We start from the raw sequence: 16,106 nt of genomic DNA, 5'->3' as shown, positions 1-16,106 counted from the left end.
CTAAACGTGCATGATCTCTTGTTCTTTGATTTTCAAGGCTTCGTCCACGCGCTTGATTGCCTCATCGGTCAGCTTCTGGACCTCGGTCTCCATGCGCTTCTCCTCGTCCTGGCTGATGACGTTGGCCTTCTCGGCGGCGCGCAGGTCTTCGTTGGCGTCACGGCGGATGTTGCGCACGGCGATGCGCTGCTGCTCGGCGTACTTGCCGGCGATCTTCACCAGGTCCTTGCGGCGCTCTTCGGTGAGCGGCGGGATCGGGATGCGCAGGTTCTGGCCGTCGGTCACCGGATTGAGGCCCAGGCCGGCCGAGCGGATCGCCTTCTCCACGGCGATCACCAGGGCCTTGTCCCAGACGTTGACGGTGATCATCCGGGGCTCGGGCACCGAGATCGCGCCCACCTGGGTGATCGGCATGGTGGAGCCATAGGCGTCCACCGACACCTGGTCGAGCAGGCTGGCCGAGGCGCGGCCCGTGCGCAGGCTGCCGAATTCCTCCTTCAAGGCGGCGACCGCCTTGTCCATTCGGTCGCGGTACTTGGCCAGCACCGGCTTTTCCACAGTCGCCATGTCGTTTCCTCCTCGTCGCGGCCGGCGGGCGCTAGGCGATCGTTGTGAAGACACCCTCGCCCTTCACCACCCGCAGCAGATTGCCCCGCTCGCGGATCGAAAACACCACGATCGGGATGTGATTGTCGCGCATCAGACTCACCGCTGAGGCGTCCATGACCCGCAGGTCCTTGGCCAGCACGTCCTGGTAGGAGAGGGTCTCATAGCGCTGGGCGGTCGAGTCCTTCTTGGGGTCGGCGGTGTAGACGCCGTCGACGCTGGTGCCCTTCAGGAGGGCGTCGCAGCCCATCTCGGTGGCGCGCAGGGCCGCGGGCGTATCGGTGGTGAAGTAGGGCGCGCCCAGGCCGGCGGCGAAGATCACCACCCGCCCCTTCTCCAGGTGCCGCAGGGCGCGGCGGCGAATGTAGGGCTCGCAGACCGAGTCCATCGGGATGGCCGACTGGACGCGGGTGTAGACGCCGATCTTCTCAAGGCTGGCCTGCAGGGCGAGCGCGTTCATGACGGTCGCCAGCATGCCCACATAGTCGGCGCTGGCCCGCTCCATGCCGCTCTCGGCCAAAGCGGCCCCGCGGAAGATGTTGCCGCCACCCACCACCAGGCAGACCTGGACGCCGGCGTGCACCACCTGGGCGATGTCCTCGCAGACCGCCTGGATGGTCTTGGGATCGATGCCGAACCCGTCGCCGCCGACACCCGCTTCTCCCGAAAGCTTCAGAAGGATGCGTTTGTAGCGCGGCTGGCCATCCGGCATGGGGAATCCCTGGAAATTGAAGTCGCCGATGCAACTTACACTGAGGGCGCGGCGCGCGTCGAACGCACCGCGCCCCCAAAAGCTAGAGTCGCGTGGAAGTTTAGCGTCCGCCGGTCATGGAGGCCACTTCGGCGGCGAAGTCCGGGCCTTCGGTCTTCTCCACGCCCTCGCCCAGCTGGAAGCGGACGAAGCCCTTCAGCACGACGGGCGAGCCCACCTGCTTGGCGGTGTCCTCGACCAGCTGCTCGATGGTCTGGTCCGGGTTCATGACGAAGGGCTGCTTCAGGAGGACGACCTCCTCCTGCCACTTGCGGATGCGGCCCACGATCATCTTCTCGGCGATCTCGCGCGGCTTGCCGGATTCCATGGCCTGGTCGGTCAGGAACTTCTTTTCCTTCTCGACCGCCGCGGGATCCAGGTCGGCCTCGGTCAGCGCCAGCGGCGGGGTCGGCGTGCCGGCCACATGCAGGGCGATCTTCCGGCCGACCTCCTTCAGCACGGCCTGGTCGCCGGTGCCTTCCAGCGCCACGAGCACGCCCAGCTTGCCGACGCCCTCGCCCTGCGCGTTGTGCAGGTAGAGGGAGACAGCGCCTTGGCTCACCGTCAGCTTGGCCGATCGGCGCAGACGCATGTTCTCGCCGATGGTGGCGATCATGTTGGTGACCACGTCGGCCACGGTCTCGCCCTTGGCGGTCTTGGCCGCGGAGATGGCGTCCACGCCGCCGTCCACACCCAGGGCCACGCCGGCGATGTCACGCGCGGCGGCCTGGAAGGTGTCGTTCTTGGCGACGAAGTCGGTCTCGGCGTTCAGCTCGACCAGCACGCCGGTCTTGCCGTCGTCGCTGATGCGGCCGGCCACCAGGCCTTCGGCCGCGGCGCGGTCGGCCTTCTTGGCGGCCTTGGACAGGCCCTTGGCGCGCAGCCAGTCGATGGAGGCGTCCACGTCGCCGCCGTTCTCGGTCAGCGCCGCCTTGCAATCCATCATGCCGGCGCCGGTTCGTTCGCGCAGGTCCTTGACCAGCGCAGCGGTGATCTCCGCCATGGTCAGCTCCTTCTTGTAACTATGGATGTCGGACGCAGCCCTTGCGGACTGCGCCCCCAGTACGGGTTTTAGTCGGCCAATGAGACGCTTTGTTCGCGTCCCTTAGCCGGCCTGTTCTTCGCTCGTGACCTCGGCCGTGGCCTCGGCCTCGCCTTCCGCCGCAGCGGGAGCCTCGGCGGCCGTTTCCGGCGCGGCGTCGGCGGCGGCTTCGGCCGGAGCCTCAGCAGCGGCGGGCGCTTCGGCGGCAGGCGCCTCAGCCGCCGGAGCGGCTTCGACGGCCGGAGCCTCGGCCACCGGGGCGGCTTCGGCCTTCGGCTTGCGCGGCGCGGCGTCGGCGCGGGCCAGCGCCGGCTCCATCGGCTGCTCCGAGGCGCCCAGGTCGACGCCCGCGGCCGATTGGCCGGCGGCCAGGCCGTCCAGGATCGAATCGGCCATCAGGTCGCAATAGAGCTGGATGGCGCGCGCGGCGTCGTCGTTGCCGGGGATCGGGAAGGTGATGCCGTCCGGGTTGCAGTTGGTGTCCAGGATGGCGATCACCGGGATGTTCAGCTTGCGGGCTTCCTGGATCGCGATCGCTTCCTTGTTGGTGTCGATCACGAACATCAGGTCGGGGATGCCGCCCATGTCCTTGATGCCGCCCAGGGACAGTTCCAGCTTGTCGCGCTCGCGGGTGAGTTGCAGCAGTTCCTTCTTGGTGCGGCCGCTCTCGCCTTCCAGCACGCCTTCCAGTTCGCGCAGGCGCGCGATGGAGCCCGAGACGGTGCGCCAGTTGGTGAGCGTGCCGCCCAGCCAGCGGTGGTTCACATAGTACTGGGCGCAGCGGCGCGCGGCGGTGGCGATCGGCTCGGACGCCTGGCGCTTGGTGCCGACGAACAGGATGCGGCCGCCGCCCGCGGCAACCTCGCGCACCTTCACCAGGGCCTGGTGCAGCAGCGGCATGGTCTGCGACAGGTCGATGATATGGATGTTGGAGCGGCTGCCAAAGATGTAGCGCTCCATCTTCGGGTTCCAGCGGTGGGTCTGGTGGCCGAAGTGGGCGCCGGCTTCCAGGAGCTGACGCATGGAGAATTCGGGCAACGCCATAGGTATCTAGTCCTTCTTCCGGTTGACCGCCGCAGGCAAGCCCTCCGCGGAAAAGCCGTTGGAGGGACCGGAATGGAAGCGGGCGGGATGTCTCCCCGCCGCGTCGCCAAACACCTGCGTGTGGATTTGGAGGTGCGCAAATAGGCGCATGAGCCGGAAAAATCAACCGCTTGCGCGCGGCGGCCGGGCGAGGTTCTCACTCCCGCTCGTCCCGGCGAAGGCCGGGACCCAGATGGAATGGCTCAGATGTGGGCTCCATGAACCCAGAGTCCGTCCAATTGCTCGCTGAGATTCTAGACCTGAATCCCGGCCTTCGCCGGGATGAGCGGCGGAGGGTTAGAGGTCTTCCACGAAGGTGACGCCCGGCGCGGTCTTGATCGCGCCGCGCACCGCCCCGTCCAGGGTGAAGCGGCCGGGCAGCTTCACCTCGACCTCGCGGCCCGCGCTGAGCGCCGCCACCAGCACGATCTCGCCGCCGCGCGGGTTGGTGACGCCCTCCAGGCGCTTCTTCAGGGCCTCGATCTCGGCGCTGCGCGGGGCCAGGTGGACCCGCAGGCCCGCGACCACATTCTCCACCGCCTTGGCCACCGGTTCGGCCGAGTCGCCGAAGAAGCGCACCTCTCCGTCCTTGGCCCGCGCCCGCACGGTGATCGAGACCGCCGCCCCGGGCTCCAGCAGGTCGCGGCAGCGCCGCCAGCTTTCCGGCGGGAACAGCACTTCATATTCGCCGGTGGGGTCGGAGAAGTTCACGAAGGCGAACTTCTCGCCGGAACCCTGCGCCGCGCGCTCCTGGCGGCGGCGCACCACGCCGGCCATGCGCAGGGCCTCCGCCCCCGCCTCGGCCTTGGCGATGGCGTCGGTGAGCAGGTCGGTGCGCCGGCGGCGCAGGGCCTCCACCATGTCGTCCAGGGGGTGGCCGGACAGATAGAAGCCGACGGCGGCCAGCTCCTGGTCGAGCCGCTCGGTGGGCGTCCAAGGATCCTTCCGCGGCATCCGCTTCTCGACAGCGTTGCGGGCGTCGCCACGGTCCGCGGAGAAGAAGTCCTGCTGATCGGACGTCTCGCGCGCGTTCACGCCCTGGCCATGGCCGATCAGGAACTCCGCGGCCTCGACGAGTTGCGCGCGGTTCGGATGGATCGAATCGAACGCCCCGGCCCGCGCCAGGGTCTCGAAGGTGCGCCGGTTGATCAGCTTCGGATCGACCCGCTCCACGAAGTCGAAGATGTCGGTGAAGGGCCCGCCCTCGCTGCGCACCGCGACCACATGTTCCATGGCCTGCAGGCCGACATTGCGGATGGCGCCCAGGGCGTAGAGCACCTCGCCGTTCTCGACGTCGAAGTCGGCGCTGGAACGGTTTACGTCCGGGCTGCGGACCTTAACGCCACTGCGTTTCGCGTCCTGATAGAAGACCGAGAGTTTATCCGTGTTGGCGAGGTCCAGGCTCATCGAACCCGCGAAGAACTCCACCGGGGTGTTCGCCTTCAGCCAGGCGGTCTGGTAGGCGATCAGCGCATAGGGCGCGGCGTGCGACTTGTTGAAGCCGTAGCCGGAGAACTTCTCCATCAGGCCGAACAAGAGGTCGGCGAGGTCGGGGGAGACGTCGCGCTGGGCGGCGCCGGACATGAAGCGCGCCCGCTGCTTGTCCATCTCCTCCTTCTTCTTCTTGCCCATGGCGCGGCGCAGCAGGTCCGCCTCGCCGAAGGAATAGCCGGCCAGGATCTGGGCGATCTGCATCACCTGTTCCTGGTAGACGATGACGCCGTAGGTGGGCGTCAGCACCGGCGCCAGCAGCGGATGCAGGACGTCCAGGGGCTTGCGCCCCATCTTGCAGTCCACATAGGCGGGGATCGAATCCATCGGCCCCGGCCGGTAGAGCGAGATCAGGGCGGTGACCTCTTCCAGGGACTGCGGGCGCAGCTGGCGCAGGGTGTCGCGCATGCCCTGCCCTTCCATCTGGAACACCCCCACCGTCTGACCGGACGCCATGACCTCGTAGGCGGGGGCGTCATCCAGCGGCAGGGTCTCCAGCGGGAAGCCCGCGCCGCGCCGCTCCAGGTGCTTCATGGCCCGGTCGACGACGGTGAGCGTCTTCAGGCCCAGGAAGTCGAACTTCACCAGGCCGGCGCTTTCCACCCACTTCATGTTGAACTGGGTGGCCGGCAGCTCCGAGCGCGGATCGCGGTAGAGCGGCGCGAGCTGCGTCAACGGCCGGTCGGAGATCACGATGCCGGCGGCGTGGGTCGAGGCGTTGCGGTAGAGGCCCTCGAGCTGCAGCGCGATATCCAGCAGGCGCGCCACCGCCTCGTCCTCGTCCCTCGCCTGCTGCAGGCGCGGCTCGATCTCGATGGCCTTGGCGAGGGTCACCGGATTGGCCGGGTTGGCCGGCACCATCTTGGCCAGTCGGTCCACCTGACCCAGCGGCAGCTGCAGCACCCGGCCCACATCGCGCAGCACCGCGCGGGCCTGCAGGGTGCCGAAGGTGATGATCTGGGCCACCCGGTCGCGGCCATAGCGCTGCTGGACGTAGGTGATCACCTCGTCGCGGCGCTCCTGGCAGAAGTCGATGTCGAAGTCGGGCATCGACACCCGCTCGGGGTTCAGGAAGCGCTCGAAGATCAGGCCGTACTTCAGGGGATCGAGGCCGGTGATCATCAGCGACCAGGCCACCAGCGAACCCGCGCCGGAGCCGCGGCCCGGCCCCACCGGCACCCCGTGCGCCACCGCCCACTTCATGAAGTCAGAGACGATCAGGAAGTAGCCGGAGAAGCCCATCGAGGTGATCACCCCGATCTCCTTTTCCAGCCGCTCCTCATAGGCCTCGATCGGCAGGGCGGCGCCGTTGATCCGCAGCCGCGCCTTCAGGCCCTCGCGCGCCTGGTGGGTCAGTTCCTCGTCCTCCGAGCGGCCGCCCTCGGTGGGGAAGCGCGGCAGGATCGGGTCGCGCTTGGGCACGGCGAAGGCGCAGCGCCGGGCGATGTCGAGGGTGTTGTCGCAGGCCTCCGGCAGGTCGGCGAAGAGGGCGCGCATGTCCGCCGCCGACTTGAAGCCATGCTCGGCCGTCACGCGCCGCCGCTCGTCCTGACCGATGAAGGCGCCGTCGGCGATGCACAGCAGGGCGTCGTGCGCCAGGTGCATGGCGGCGGTCTTGAAGTAGACGTCGTTGGTGGCCACCAGCGGCACGTCGGCCTCGTAAGCGAAGGCCACCAGCTCCGGCTCGGCCGCCGCCTCGCCCGCCATCCCGTGCCGTTGCAGCTCGACATAGAACCGGTCGCCGAACACCCGGTGCATCTCGGCCAGCGCCGCGCGGCCTTCCTTGGCCTTGCCGGCGGTGAGCAGCGGATCGACCGGCCCGTCCGGCCCCCCGGAGAGCAGGATCAGGCCCTCGGCATGGGCGCAGACCTTGTCCCAGGCGACGTTCGGCTCCTCGGAGGGATCCACCTCCAGGAAGGCCGCCGAGGACAGCTCGCTCAGGTTGGCGTAGCCGGTCTCGTCCTGCGCCAGGAGGACGATGGTCGGCGTCTTGGCCCAGCGTTCGGATTGCCCCTCGCCGATGCCGGTGACCGGCAGGGCGCAACCTATGATCGGCTGGACGCCAGCGTCCTTGGCGGTGACGGAGAATTCCAGGGCCCCGAACAGGTTGGCCCGGTCGGTGAGCGCCACGGCCGGCATCCCGGCCTCGGCGGCCATGGCGCCGATCTTGTCGGCCTTGATGGCGCCTTCCAGCAGCGAATAGGCCGAGCGGACCCGCAGGTGGACGAAGCCGAGGGCCCCATCCTTGGCGGAAACGTCTTTCGCCCCGTCCGCCCCCACGCCTGCCGCCTCTCCCATCCGCATGGCGGTCAGCCCATGTGCGCCGCCACCGAGCACATCATCCAGACAAAACTCGCCACCGACACAAAGGCCAGTGATTCTCGGGCCAGACGAACCATCGGTCGCATCCTCCTGTGGGCCGGCTGTGGACAGCCGCGATCACGTTCCGGGTTCGTTCTTATTCTCCTTTTGTTCTGGTCGTCAAGCCCGCGTCGCGCGCGAGGCCGCCGTCCCTCACCGGTCGATCAGTTCACGGATCTTCGCGCCCAGGGTGGCGATGGCGAAGGGCTTGGTGACGATCTCCATGCCGGCGTCGAGGTGGCCGTTGCCGACCGCGGCGTTCTCCGCATAGCCGGTGATGAACAGCACCTTGAGGTTCGGCCGGGTCTGGCGGGCCGCGTCGGCGATCTGGCGGCCGTTGAGGCCGCCGGGCAGGCCGACATCGCTGATCAGGAGGTCGATACGCGCATCGGACTGCAGGACGCGCAGGCCCGAGGGCCCGTCCGCCGCCTCGATGGCCGAATAGCCGTTCTCTTCCAGCACCTCGACGATCAGCATCCGCACCGTGGGCTCGTCGTCGATCACCAGCACGGTCTCGCCGTCGCCCCGATCCACGGCGGCCGCGGGCTCGCTCTCGTCAGCCTCGTCCATCGCGCCGGCATAGCGCGGCAGGTAGAGGCACATGGTCGTGCCCTTGCCGATCTCCGAATAGATCCGCACCTGGCCGCCCGACTGGCGCACGAAGCCGTAGGTCATGGAGAGGCCAAGCCCCGTGCCCTGCCCCAGCGGCTTGGTGGTGAAGAAGGGATCGAAGGCCCGCGCCATGGTCTCGGCGTCCATGCCCGTGCCGGTGTCGGTGACGCAGAGCGACACGTACTGGCCGGGCGGCAATTCGCGCTCGCGGGCGGCGCGCTCGTCCAGCCACTTGTTGGCGGTCTCGATGGTCAGCCGGCCGCCGTCCGGGGCCATGGCGTCGCGGCCGTTCAGGCAGAGGTTCAAGAGCGAGCTTTCCAGCTGCGAGGCGTCGACCCGGGTCATCCAGAGGCCGCCCGCGCCCACCACCTCCAGCTCCACCGTGGGGCCGACGGTGCGGCGGATCAGGTCCTCCATGCCGCCGATCAGCCGGTTGATGTCGGTGGGCTTGGGATCGAGCGTCTGGCGGCGCGCGAAGGCCAGCAGGCGCTGGGTCAGGGCCGCGGCCCGGCGCGCGCCCGACTGCGCGGCGGTGATGTAGCGTTCGGCGCCGCTCAGCCGCCCCTCGCCGATGCGCTTCTCCAGCATCTCCAGGCTGCCGCTGATGCCGGCCAGGAGGTTGTTGAAGTCGTGCGCCAGGCCGCCGGTGAGCTGGCCCACCGCCTCCATCTTCTGCGCCTGGCGCAACGCTTCCTGGGCGGCGGCCAGTTCAACCTCCGCCGCCTTCTCCTCGGTGATGTCGCGGCCGGTGCAGTAGACCATCCCCTCTTCCGGCACGCCCACCCAGGAGATCCAGCGGTAGCTTCCGTCCTTGCAGCGGTAGCGGTTCGGGAAGCGGATCGCCGGCTGGCCGATCTGGGTCAGCGCGAACCCCTCGCGGGTGCGCTCCAGGTCGTCGGGGTGCAGCAGTTCGAAGATCGACGTGCTGGCCACCTCAGCCTCGCTCCATCCGAGGATGGTCTGCCAGGCGGGGTTGGAGGTCTCGAAATAGCCTTGCGAGTTCAGCGCGCCCATCAGGTCGGGGCTCACCTGCCAGGTCAGGGCGCGGGCCTGGGTCCTCTCGACGACCTTGCGTTCAAGGTCGGTGTTCAGCTCCCGCAAGGCCACGTTGGCCTTGTGCGCCTCGGTGACGTCGAAGCCCTCGCAGAACACGCCAGAGACCACGCCGGTCACGTCGAGGATCGGGGCATAGACGAAGGTCAGGTGACGCGTCTCTTCCGGCCCATCGCGGACGCGGCGGTAGCGGACCTCCGCCGCCTCGAACTCGACGGCTTCCCCCGTCGCATAGACCTGGTCGAGGATCTCGTAGAAGCCCTGGTCCGCGATGCTGGGGAAGGCTTCCCGGATGGTCATGCCCTCCCAGCCGTCGCTGGCGAACACCCGGCGGTGGGCGTTGTTGACGAAGGCGACCACATGCTCGGGGCCCTCCATCACGATGATGAAGCCGGGCGCCTGTTCGAACTGTTGGCGCTGCCGCTCGGTGGCCTCGAGCTGGCGGCGCTCGGCCGGCACCCGCTCCGTCGTCTCGACGACGATGGCGATCACTCCGCCTGGCGCGCCGGTCTCGTCGATGACCGGCGAGTAGTCCAAGTTCATCCAGGCCTGCTCGGCCTTGCCGGTGCGGTTGAGGACCAGCACCTGGTCCTTGTAGGCCAGGGTCCCGCCGGCCAGGCCGACCCGCATGACGTTGTCGTTGAACGCAGCTACTTCCGGCCAGCCCTCGCGCACCTTGCTGCCCAGGAGTTCCGGGTGCCGGCCGCCGGCGAACACCGAGTAGGCGTCGTTGTAGATCATGACCCCGTCTTCGCCCCACAGGAGAACGATCGGGACGCTCGAATGCAGCAGGAGGCCGACGGTGGTCCTCAGGCTGCCGGGCCAGGTCTCGATCGCGCCCAGGGAGCCGGACCAGTCATAGGCCGCGATGCGCGCGCCCATCTCGCCGCCGCTCCGCAGGAATCCTGGCGGGATGTCCGGACCAGATGCGTCGCCCGCCCTCAAGGAATCCCCCCAATCCAGCCCGCCGGCCACGCAGAAAGCCGTTGAGACGCAATGCCTGAAATGGACCTTGGGTTCCGTGGCCGCGGCGTCAGGTCCCGGAGCGTGGAGGCGGCGATGCATTCCCAGATGCGCGGCCCCATGTAATATTGTGCGGCTTGGGGGATTTACGTGAAGGTTTTACGAGATGCGTCGGATTATGCTTGGATTTTGTCTAGTCATGGCGATGTCGGCCAGCGCGGCGCGGGCCGCACAGGCGGTGAACGCCGATCTGATCCGGCTGCACGATGAGCTGCATCTGACCGAGACCCAGGAGCCGGCCTGGCGCGACTACACCAACGCCATCGCTCCCGATCCGCAGACCGAGGCGCGCCACAGGGCGACCGAGGAATTGCTGCCCATGGTGCCGACCCCGCGCCGCATCGCGCTGATCGAGGCGACCATGGCGCAGGACGACCTGGCGTTCCGCAAACAGGGCGAGGCCGTGAAGGCCTTCTACGCCCTGCTCACCCCGGAACAGCAGAAGGTGTTCGATCGCGAGACCCTGCCCTCGGAGGGCGACGACCCGCGGCGCTAGCCGCGGGCCTTATCCCATCGGCTTGGCGGCGGCCCTAGGCCCCGCCGCAGGGCACCCAGTTGTAAGCCTGTTTGCCGGCGTCCCAGGACCAGGAGCCGCAGGCCGCCGGCGCCGAGGCGCTGGGCGCGTTCTGCGGGCCCGCCACCGGCGGCGCGCCCTGAGGCGGAGCCGCGCCATAGGGCGGCGGGTAGTAGCCGCCGGGCGGCGGAGGCGGATAGGCCCCGTAGGGCGGATAGGGCCCGTAAGCGCCATAGCCGTAGTAGCCATAGTAGGGGCTATCGAACCACCAGGGGTCGTAGGCGGCAAAGCCCAACCCCAGCCCGAGGCCAAAGCCGAAGAACGGCCCGCCGTAGCAGCAGAAACGGCCGCCGCCCCGGAACCCGTAGCCATAGTGGCCAAAGCCGCCACGGCCGCCGCCGAAACCGGGCGCGCCCGCCGCGCTGCTCCGGCCGCCGAAGCCGCCGTGATGCGATGACTCCGCGGCCGCCGGGAGGGCGGCGGTCAAAAGAGAAGCGCCCGCAAGCGCCGCGACAATCGTCTTCAACAAGACCTCCAACAGAGGCCGAGGCCTTACGGCCAACGGTTAGCGTCCCAAGCCTAGGATAGGCTCTACCGGAGGGCGCGGAAAGAGCTCTCCTTACAACAGGTTCGCTTCTTTTTTGGCCTTACGCCGTCACCCGCGGGTCGCGTTCTTCCAAATGGCCGTCGCGCAGGGCGAAAACCCGGTCCATGTGGCGTGCCAGTTCGAGGTTGTGGGTGGCCACCAGGGCCGCGACTCCGGTGCGCCGCGCGAGCTGATAGAGGTTCTCGAACACCGCGGTGGAGGTGTGTGGATCGAGGTTGCCGGTGGGTTCGTCGGCCAGCAGCAGGCGCGGCGAATTGGCCAAAGCACGGGCCACGGCCACCCGCTGCTGCTCGCCGCCGGACATCTGCGCCGGCTGGTGGTGCGTGCGTTCGGCGAGGCCGAGCTCGCTCAGCAGCTGGCCGGCCCGGGTCTGCGCCTGGGCCCGCGCGACACCGGCGATCATCAGCGGCAGGGCGACGTTGTCGAGGGCGGTGAACTCCGGCAGCAGATGGTGGAACTGGTAGACGAAGCCGATGGTCGCCAGCCGCACCCGGGTGCGGTCGCGGTCCGGCAGGTCGGAGCAGTCGCGCCCCTCGATGGTGATGCGCCCGGCGTTGGGATGCTCCAAGAGGCCCGCGGCGTGCAGCAGGGACGACTTGCCGGAGCCCGACGGCCCGATCAGGCCGACGATCTCGCCGGGCTGCACGTCCAGGTCGACGCCGCGCAGGACGGTCAGCGCGCCCGCGCCGGTGACATAGCTGCGCTCCAGGCCGCGGATGGTGAGGACCGGCTCACTCATAGCGAAGCGCCTCCACCGGATCGAGGCGCGAGGCCCGCCAGGCCGGCGGCAGGGTGCAGAGCAGCGAGGCGGCCAGCGAGAAGCTGACGATGATGGTCACCTCCAGCCAGTCGACCTTGGCCGGCAAGCGGCTCAGGAAATAGACGTCGGACGAGAACACCGCCTGGCCGGTCACCGCCTCGACGACCCGTTGGATCGGGTCGATGTAGATCGAGACCAGCGCCCCCAGCGCCAGCCCCGCCGCCGTGCCCAGCGCCCCGATCGCGCCCCCGGCCATGACGAAGATCCGCAGGATCGAGCCCTGCCCCGCGCCCATGGTGCGCAGGATGGCGATGTCGCGGCCCTTGTTCTTAACGAGCATGACCAGGCTGGAGATGATGTTCAGCGCCGCGATCACCACCAGCAGCATCAGGATCAGCCGCATGACGTTGCGCTCGACCTTCAGCGCGCCCCAATAGGAGGCGTCGCGCTGGGTCCAGTCGGCGACCAGGGCCGTGGGGCCGGCGGCGCGCTGGATGGCGGGCTTGAGCTGCGGGGCCTTGTCCGGGTCGGACACGCGGATCTCGATGGCGTCCACCGTGCCCTCGCGCCCGAAGAACAGCTGGGCCTGCTCCAGCGGCATGAAGATGTAGGCCTGGTCGTACTGGCTCATGCCGGCGCTGAAGAGCGCGCCTACGACGTAGGACTTCTGCAGCGGCGTGCCGCCGAAGGCCGTGGCGCCGCCGGAGGGCGAGATCAGGGTGACGTCGTCGCCCACCTTGACCCCTAGCTGCTCGGCGAGCCGCTCGCCCACCACCACGGTGTTGCCACCGAAGTCGCCCTCGCCGAAGCCGCGCAGGCTGCCCTTGGTGATGTTGCCCGCGACGATGCGCGTGGCGTTGAGATCCTTAGGCGTCAGGCCGCGGACCATGGCGCCGGTGACCTGGTTCGGCCCCATGGCGATGGCCTGGGCGTCGACGACCGGGAAGGCCTGGGTGACGCCGGGGACCTTGGCGATCTGCTGGACCGCGGTCTCCCGCATCGCGGCGTTGTCCAAGAGGCCGCCGGTGACGAAGGCGTGGCCGTTGAAACCCAGGATCTTGCCCAGCAGCTCGGAGCGGAACCCGTTCATCACCGACATGACGATGATCAGCACGGCCACGGCCAGGGTGATGCCGGTGAAGGAGATGATCGAGATCAGCGCCACCCCGCCCTCGCTGCGCTTGGCGCGCAGGTAGCGGCCAGCCAGCATCCGCTCCCAGAGGCCGAACGGCGCGGCGCGCGTCGAGGCGAGGTCGCTCATGCCGGCGTGCTCGTCTGATCGCTCACTCGGCGATCACCTTCAGCGCGGCTTCGAGCGGCAGGGTCTGGCGTTCGCCGGTGGCGCGGCGCTTGATCTCGACGACGCCTTCCGCGACGCCCTTGGGGCCAACGATCAGCTGCCAGGGGATACCGACCAGGTCGAGGCTGGCGAACTTCGCGCCGGGCCGGTCGTCGCGGTCGTCGTAGAGCGGCTCCTTGCCGAACTCGCCCAGGGCCTTGTAGGCCCGCTCGGAGACTTCGTCGCAAGCCGCGTCGCCGACCCGCAGGTTGACGACCGCCACACCGAAGGGCGCGACGGCGTCCGGCCAGATGATGCCGGCGTCATCGTGACTGGCCTCGATGATCCCCCCCACCAGGCGCGAGACACCGACGCCATAGGACCCGCCATGGATCGGGGCGTCCTTGCCGTCCGGGCCCGTGACCAGCGCCTTCATGGGCTTGGAGTACTTCTCACCGAAGTAGAAAATGTGGCCGACCTCGATGCCGCGCGCGGTCATCCGCTTGGCCTCGGGAACCTCGGCCTCGAAGCGGGCGGCGTCATGCATCTCGTCGGAGGCGGCGTAGAGGCGCGAGCGCTGGGTCACCAAGGGCTCCAGGTCGCCGTCCCAGTCGATGTCGGGGCCTGGCGCGCCCATTTCGACGAGGTCGCCGTGGGCGAAGACCTCGCTCTCGCCGGTGTCGGCCAGGATGATGAACTCGTGGGAGAGGTCGCCGCCGATCGGGCCGGGGTCGGCCTTCACCGGGATCGCCTTCAATCCCAGCCGCGCATAGATGTTCAGATAGGCCAGGAACATGCGGTTGTAGGACTTGCGCGCCGCCGCCTCGTCGATATCGAAGCTGTAGGCGTCCTTCATCAGGAACTCGCGGCCGCGCATCACCCCGAAGCGGGGCCGGCGCTCGTCGCGGAACTTCCACTGGATGTTGTAAAGGTTCTTCGGCAAGTCCTTGTAGGACTTCACAAACGCCCGGAAGATCTCGGTGATCACCTCTTCCGCCGTGGGGCCGTAGAGCAGGTCGCGGTCGTGGCGGTCCTTGATGCGCAGCATCTCATCGCCGTAGTCGTCGTAGCGGCCGCTCTCGCGCCACAGGTCGGCGAGCTGCAGGGTGGGCAGCAGGACCTCGATGGCGCCGGCCCGGTCCATTTCCTCGCGGACGATCTGCTCGATCTTCTTCAGCACCTTCAGGCCCAGCGGCAGCCAGGCGTAGATGCCGGCCGCTTCCTGCCGGATCAGGCCGGCGCGCAGCATCAGCTGGTGGGAGACGATCTGGGCGTCGGCGGGCGCCTCGCGCAGGGTGGGCATGAAGTAGCGCGACAGGCGCATGATCTTAGGCTTTCGACAGAACCGTGAGCGGACGGCCCTGATAGCCTTCGCCCGCTAGCCTTGGCAACGCGTCAGCCGTGCGGCAGGCGCGACAGGTCGATGAGCCTGAAGTGGATCACCAGCCACAGGATGGCGAAGACGATGGCCGAGACCCAGGTGGTGGTGATGAATTTCTTCTTCAGCTTGGGGTCTACCGGCGCGCCGGGGTCGGAGCCGTCGTTGGGCAGGCCGGCGTCGGCGCGGCTCACCACGCCCAGCGGCAGGACGACGAACAGCACCGTCCACCAGATGGTCAGGTAGATGGCGATGAGGGTGATCGGGCCGCCCATCAGTGCGCGCCCTTCGGTTCGGCCATCAGTTCGACGAGCACCCCGCCCATGTCCTTCGGGTGGACGAAGATCACCGGCACGCCGTGGGCGCCGATGCGCGGCTCGCCGGTTCCCAGCACCGTCGCGCCCTTGGCCCGCATGGCGTCGCGGGCCTCCAGGATGTCCGGCACCTCGAAGCAGACGTGGTGCTGGCCGCCTTTGGGATTCTTCTCCAGGAAGGCCGCGATCGGGGACGCATCCCCGTAAGGCTCGATCAGTTCGATCTGGCTGTTGGGCAGGTTGACGAAGCAGACCCAGACACCCTGCTCGGGCAGGGCGAAGCGCTCGCCGATGTCGCTGACGCCCAGCACCTCACGGTACATCTTCACCGAGGCTTCGATGGAGGGCGTGGCGACGCCCACATGGTTCAATTTGCCGATCATGCAGGCGGTATAGCCGCACCGGCCAGCCGGCGCGAGACCGGCTTACGGTCGCATGGCCGCAATGACGTCAGCCATCGGCGTCTGCGGCACCTGGATCATCCCGCTGCGCGCCCGGTCCAGGTCGAGGATCAGGCAGATCGCCAGGGTCAGCAGCATGAACAGCAGGGTCGAGGTGACGCGTGAGCGCCGGCCGGCGCCGGCCGCAGTGTAGCCCAGCATGCCCGCCGCGATCAGCGAATAGAGCGCCAGGGTCCCCACCACGGCGGTCGGCAGACGCGCGGCCAAGGCGGATTTGCGCTTGGAGGCGGTGTCGAAGGCCTCGTTGATCGGCGCCAGGACCAGGCCCGATACGGGCGTGGTGCGCAACGACGCCAGAGCCGCCGTCGCGTCGCGCCAGACCGTGGCTTGCAAGGCGTCCGCCCGCGCGGCGGCGGCGTCTTGCGCTGGCCCGGCCGCGGCCAGACCGTAGCTCAGCCGCGCCTGTGCGTAAGCCCGAAGGTCCTGACGCAACGCCGCCGGATCATCCAGCAAAGCTGTGCGGAGATAGGCGGTGCCCAGGTCATTGGCTTCGGCGACCACCAGCGCGCGCCGGGTTTCGTGCCGGTCCAGGGCGAGGTTGAAGGTGAACGCCAAGAGCAGCCCGAGAAGCCCCAGGACGGCGGCCAGGATATTCCCATCGTCCGCGACGCCATGTTCACCCGGCGCGGCCGGACCCCTACGGCGCGCCGCCGCACCCAGCTCGCAGGCGAGAACCAGGGCGATCAGGCCACCGCCCCCCACCAGGGGCAGCGGCGCTTCGCGCGCGACAAGATCGATCAAGTCCACGGTTCAGGACCCCGGCGCTGGTCA

Annotated in this window: 15 protein-coding genes; 1 reads left to right on the top strand and 14 read right to left on the bottom strand. The window is 68.7% G+C overall.

The features are described 5' to 3' along the window. From frr to E8A49_RS15825, 7 genes are all read right to left on the bottom strand, one after another. Nucleotides 1–567 carry a ribosome recycling factor gene (gene frr / locus E8A49_RS15855; RefSeq protein ID WP_293383427.1) on the bottom strand — a complete coding sequence of 189 codons (567 nt, stop codon included), beginning with the start codon at nt 565–567 and terminating at the stop codon, nt 1–3. Nucleotides 568–598: 31 nt separating this feature from the next. Further along, on the bottom strand, nt 599–1,318 hold the full coding sequence (gene pyrH / locus E8A49_RS15850) for a UMP kinase (RefSeq protein ID WP_293383424.1): 720 nt from the start codon (nt 1,316–1,318) through the stop codon (nt 599–601). Between the two features lie 100 nt (nt 1,319–1,418). Then, nucleotides 1,419–2,360, bottom strand: a complete 942-nt coding sequence (gene tsf, locus E8A49_RS15845; RefSeq protein ID WP_293383421.1) for a translation elongation factor Ts — start codon at nt 2,358–2,360, stop codon at nt 1,419–1,421. 102 nt (nt 2,361–2,462) lie between these two features. Continuing rightward, nucleotides 2,463–3,443, bottom strand: coding sequence for a 30S ribosomal protein S2 (rpsB, locus tag E8A49_RS15840; RefSeq protein WP_293383419.1), 981 nt, complete (start codon nt 3,441–3,443; stop codon nt 2,463–2,465). A 336-nt stretch (nt 3,444–3,779) separates the two neighbouring features. Continuing rightward, nucleotides 3,780–7,271: a DNA polymerase III subunit alpha gene (dnaE, locus tag E8A49_RS15835; protein ID WP_293383565.1), complete on the bottom strand. Its 3,492-nt coding sequence runs from the start codon at nt 7,269–7,271 to the stop codon at nt 3,780–3,782. An 11-nt stretch (nt 7,272–7,282) separates the two neighbouring features. Next, nucleotides 7,283–7,372: a cell division inhibitor SidA gene (sidA, locus tag E8A49_RS15830; RefSeq protein WP_293383416.1), complete on the bottom strand. Its 90-nt coding sequence runs from the start codon at nt 7,370–7,372 to the stop codon at nt 7,283–7,285. 115 nt (nt 7,373–7,487) lie between these two features. Next, nucleotides 7,488–9,881: a PAS domain-containing protein gene (locus tag E8A49_RS15825; RefSeq protein ID WP_293383413.1), complete on the bottom strand. Its 2,394-nt coding sequence runs from the start codon at nt 9,879–9,881 to the stop codon at nt 7,488–7,490. Nucleotides 9,882–10,161: 280 nt separating this feature from the next. Here E8A49_RS15825 and E8A49_RS15820 point away from each other — a divergent pair, with 280 nt between their 5' ends. Then, on the top strand, nt 10,162–10,518 hold the full coding sequence (locus E8A49_RS15820) for a Spy/CpxP family protein refolding chaperone (RefSeq protein WP_293383411.1): 357 nt from the start codon (nt 10,162–10,164) through the stop codon (nt 10,516–10,518). 34 nt (nt 10,519–10,552) lie between these two features. Here E8A49_RS15820 and E8A49_RS15815 read toward each other — a convergent pair whose 3' ends face one another. The 7 genes from E8A49_RS15815 to E8A49_RS15785 all read right to left on the bottom strand — a co-directional run bounded on the left by E8A49_RS15815 (nt 10,553) and on the right by E8A49_RS15785 (nt 16,076). Next, nucleotides 10,553–11,023 (bottom strand): hypothetical protein, encoded by a 471-nt coding sequence (locus E8A49_RS15815; RefSeq protein WP_293383408.1) that lies wholly within the window; start codon nt 11,021–11,023, stop codon nt 10,553–10,555. Between the two features lie 160 nt (nt 11,024–11,183). Next, nucleotides 11,184–11,882 carry an ABC transporter ATP-binding protein gene (locus tag E8A49_RS15810; protein ID WP_293383405.1) on the bottom strand — a complete coding sequence of 233 codons (699 nt, stop codon included), beginning with the start codon at nt 11,880–11,882 and terminating at the stop codon, nt 11,184–11,186. Next, a complete protein-coding gene (locus tag E8A49_RS15805) occupies nt 11,875–13,164 on the bottom strand; it encodes a lipoprotein-releasing ABC transporter permease subunit (protein WP_293383402.1) in 1,290 nt (429 codons plus the stop codon). The genes E8A49_RS15810 and E8A49_RS15805 overlap by 8 nt, the downstream gene beginning before the upstream one ends. Nucleotides 13,165–13,186: 22 nt before the next feature. Then, nucleotides 13,187–14,506 (bottom strand): proline--tRNA ligase, encoded by a 1,320-nt coding sequence (proS, locus tag E8A49_RS15800; RefSeq protein WP_293383399.1) that lies wholly within the window; start codon nt 14,504–14,506, stop codon nt 13,187–13,189. Between the two features lie 71 nt (nt 14,507–14,577). Beyond that, on the bottom strand, nt 14,578–14,835 hold the full coding sequence (locus tag E8A49_RS15795; protein WP_293383396.1) for a DUF1467 family protein: 258 nt from the start codon (nt 14,833–14,835) through the stop codon (nt 14,578–14,580). Next, the gene (gene mce / locus E8A49_RS15790) at nt 14,835–15,257 is read right to left on the bottom strand and encodes a methylmalonyl-CoA epimerase (protein ID WP_293383393.1); all 423 of its coding nucleotides are present in this window, start codon (nt 15,255–15,257) and stop codon (nt 14,835–14,837) included. The genes E8A49_RS15795 and mce overlap by 1 nt, the downstream gene beginning before the upstream one ends. 42 nt (nt 15,258–15,299) lie before the next feature. Next, nucleotides 15,300–16,076, bottom strand: a complete 777-nt coding sequence (locus tag E8A49_RS15785; RefSeq protein ID WP_293383390.1) for a hypothetical protein — start codon at nt 16,074–16,076, stop codon at nt 15,300–15,302. Nucleotides 16,077–16,106 lie beyond the last annotated feature (30 nt).

Origin of the sequence: Phenylobacterium sp. (assembly GCF_004799515.1) — a bacterium.
In the GTDB taxonomy this organism is placed as follows: Bacteria; Pseudomonadota; Alphaproteobacteria; order Caulobacterales; family Caulobacteraceae; genus Phenylobacterium.
This window is presented reverse-complemented; position numbering and strand designations above follow the sequence as displayed.

Coding starts and splice junctions, on each gene's coding strand:
- frr (WP_293383427.1), bottom strand. CDS start 567: ATGGCGACTGTGGAAAAGCCGGTGCTGGCCAAGTACCGCGACCGAATG.
- pyrH (WP_293383424.1), bottom strand. CDS start 1,318: ATGCCGGATGGCCAGCCGCGCTACAAACGCATCCTTCTGAAGCTTTCG.
- tsf (WP_293383421.1), bottom strand. CDS start 2,360: ATGGCGGAGATCACCGCTGCGCTGGTCAAGGACCTGCGCGAACGAACC.
- rpsB (WP_293383419.1), bottom strand. CDS start 3,443: ATGGCGTTGCCCGAATTCTCCATGCGTCAGCTCCTGGAAGCCGGCGCC.
- dnaE (WP_293383565.1), bottom strand. CDS start 7,271: ATGGGAGAGGCGGCAGGCGTGGGGGCGGACGGGGCGAAAGACGTTTCC.
- sidA (WP_293383416.1), bottom strand. CDS start 7,372: ATGGTTCGTCTGGCCCGAGAATCACTGGCCTTTGTGTCGGTGGCGAGT.
- E8A49_RS15825 (WP_293383413.1), bottom strand. CDS start 9,881: ATGGGCGCGCGCATCGCGGCCTATGACTGGTCCGGCTCCCTGGGCGCG.
- E8A49_RS15820 (WP_293383411.1), top strand. CDS start 10,162: ATGGCGATGTCGGCCAGCGCGGCGCGGGCCGCACAGGCGGTGAACGCC.
- E8A49_RS15810 (WP_293383405.1), bottom strand. CDS start 11,882: ATGAGTGAGCCGGTCCTCACCATCCGCGGCCTGGAGCGCAGCTATGTC.
- E8A49_RS15805 (WP_293383402.1), bottom strand. CDS start 13,164: ATGAGCGACCTCGCCTCGACGCGCGCCGCGCCGTTCGGCCTCTGGGAG.
- proS (WP_293383399.1), bottom strand. CDS start 14,506: ATGCGCCTGTCGCGCTACTTCATGCCCACCCTGCGCGAGGCGCCCGCC.
- E8A49_RS15795 (WP_293383396.1), bottom strand. CDS start 14,835: ATGGGCGGCCCGATCACCCTCATCGCCATCTACCTGACCATCTGGTGG.
- mce (WP_293383393.1), bottom strand. CDS start 15,257: ATGATCGGCAAATTGAACCATGTGGGCGTCGCCACGCCCTCCATCGAA.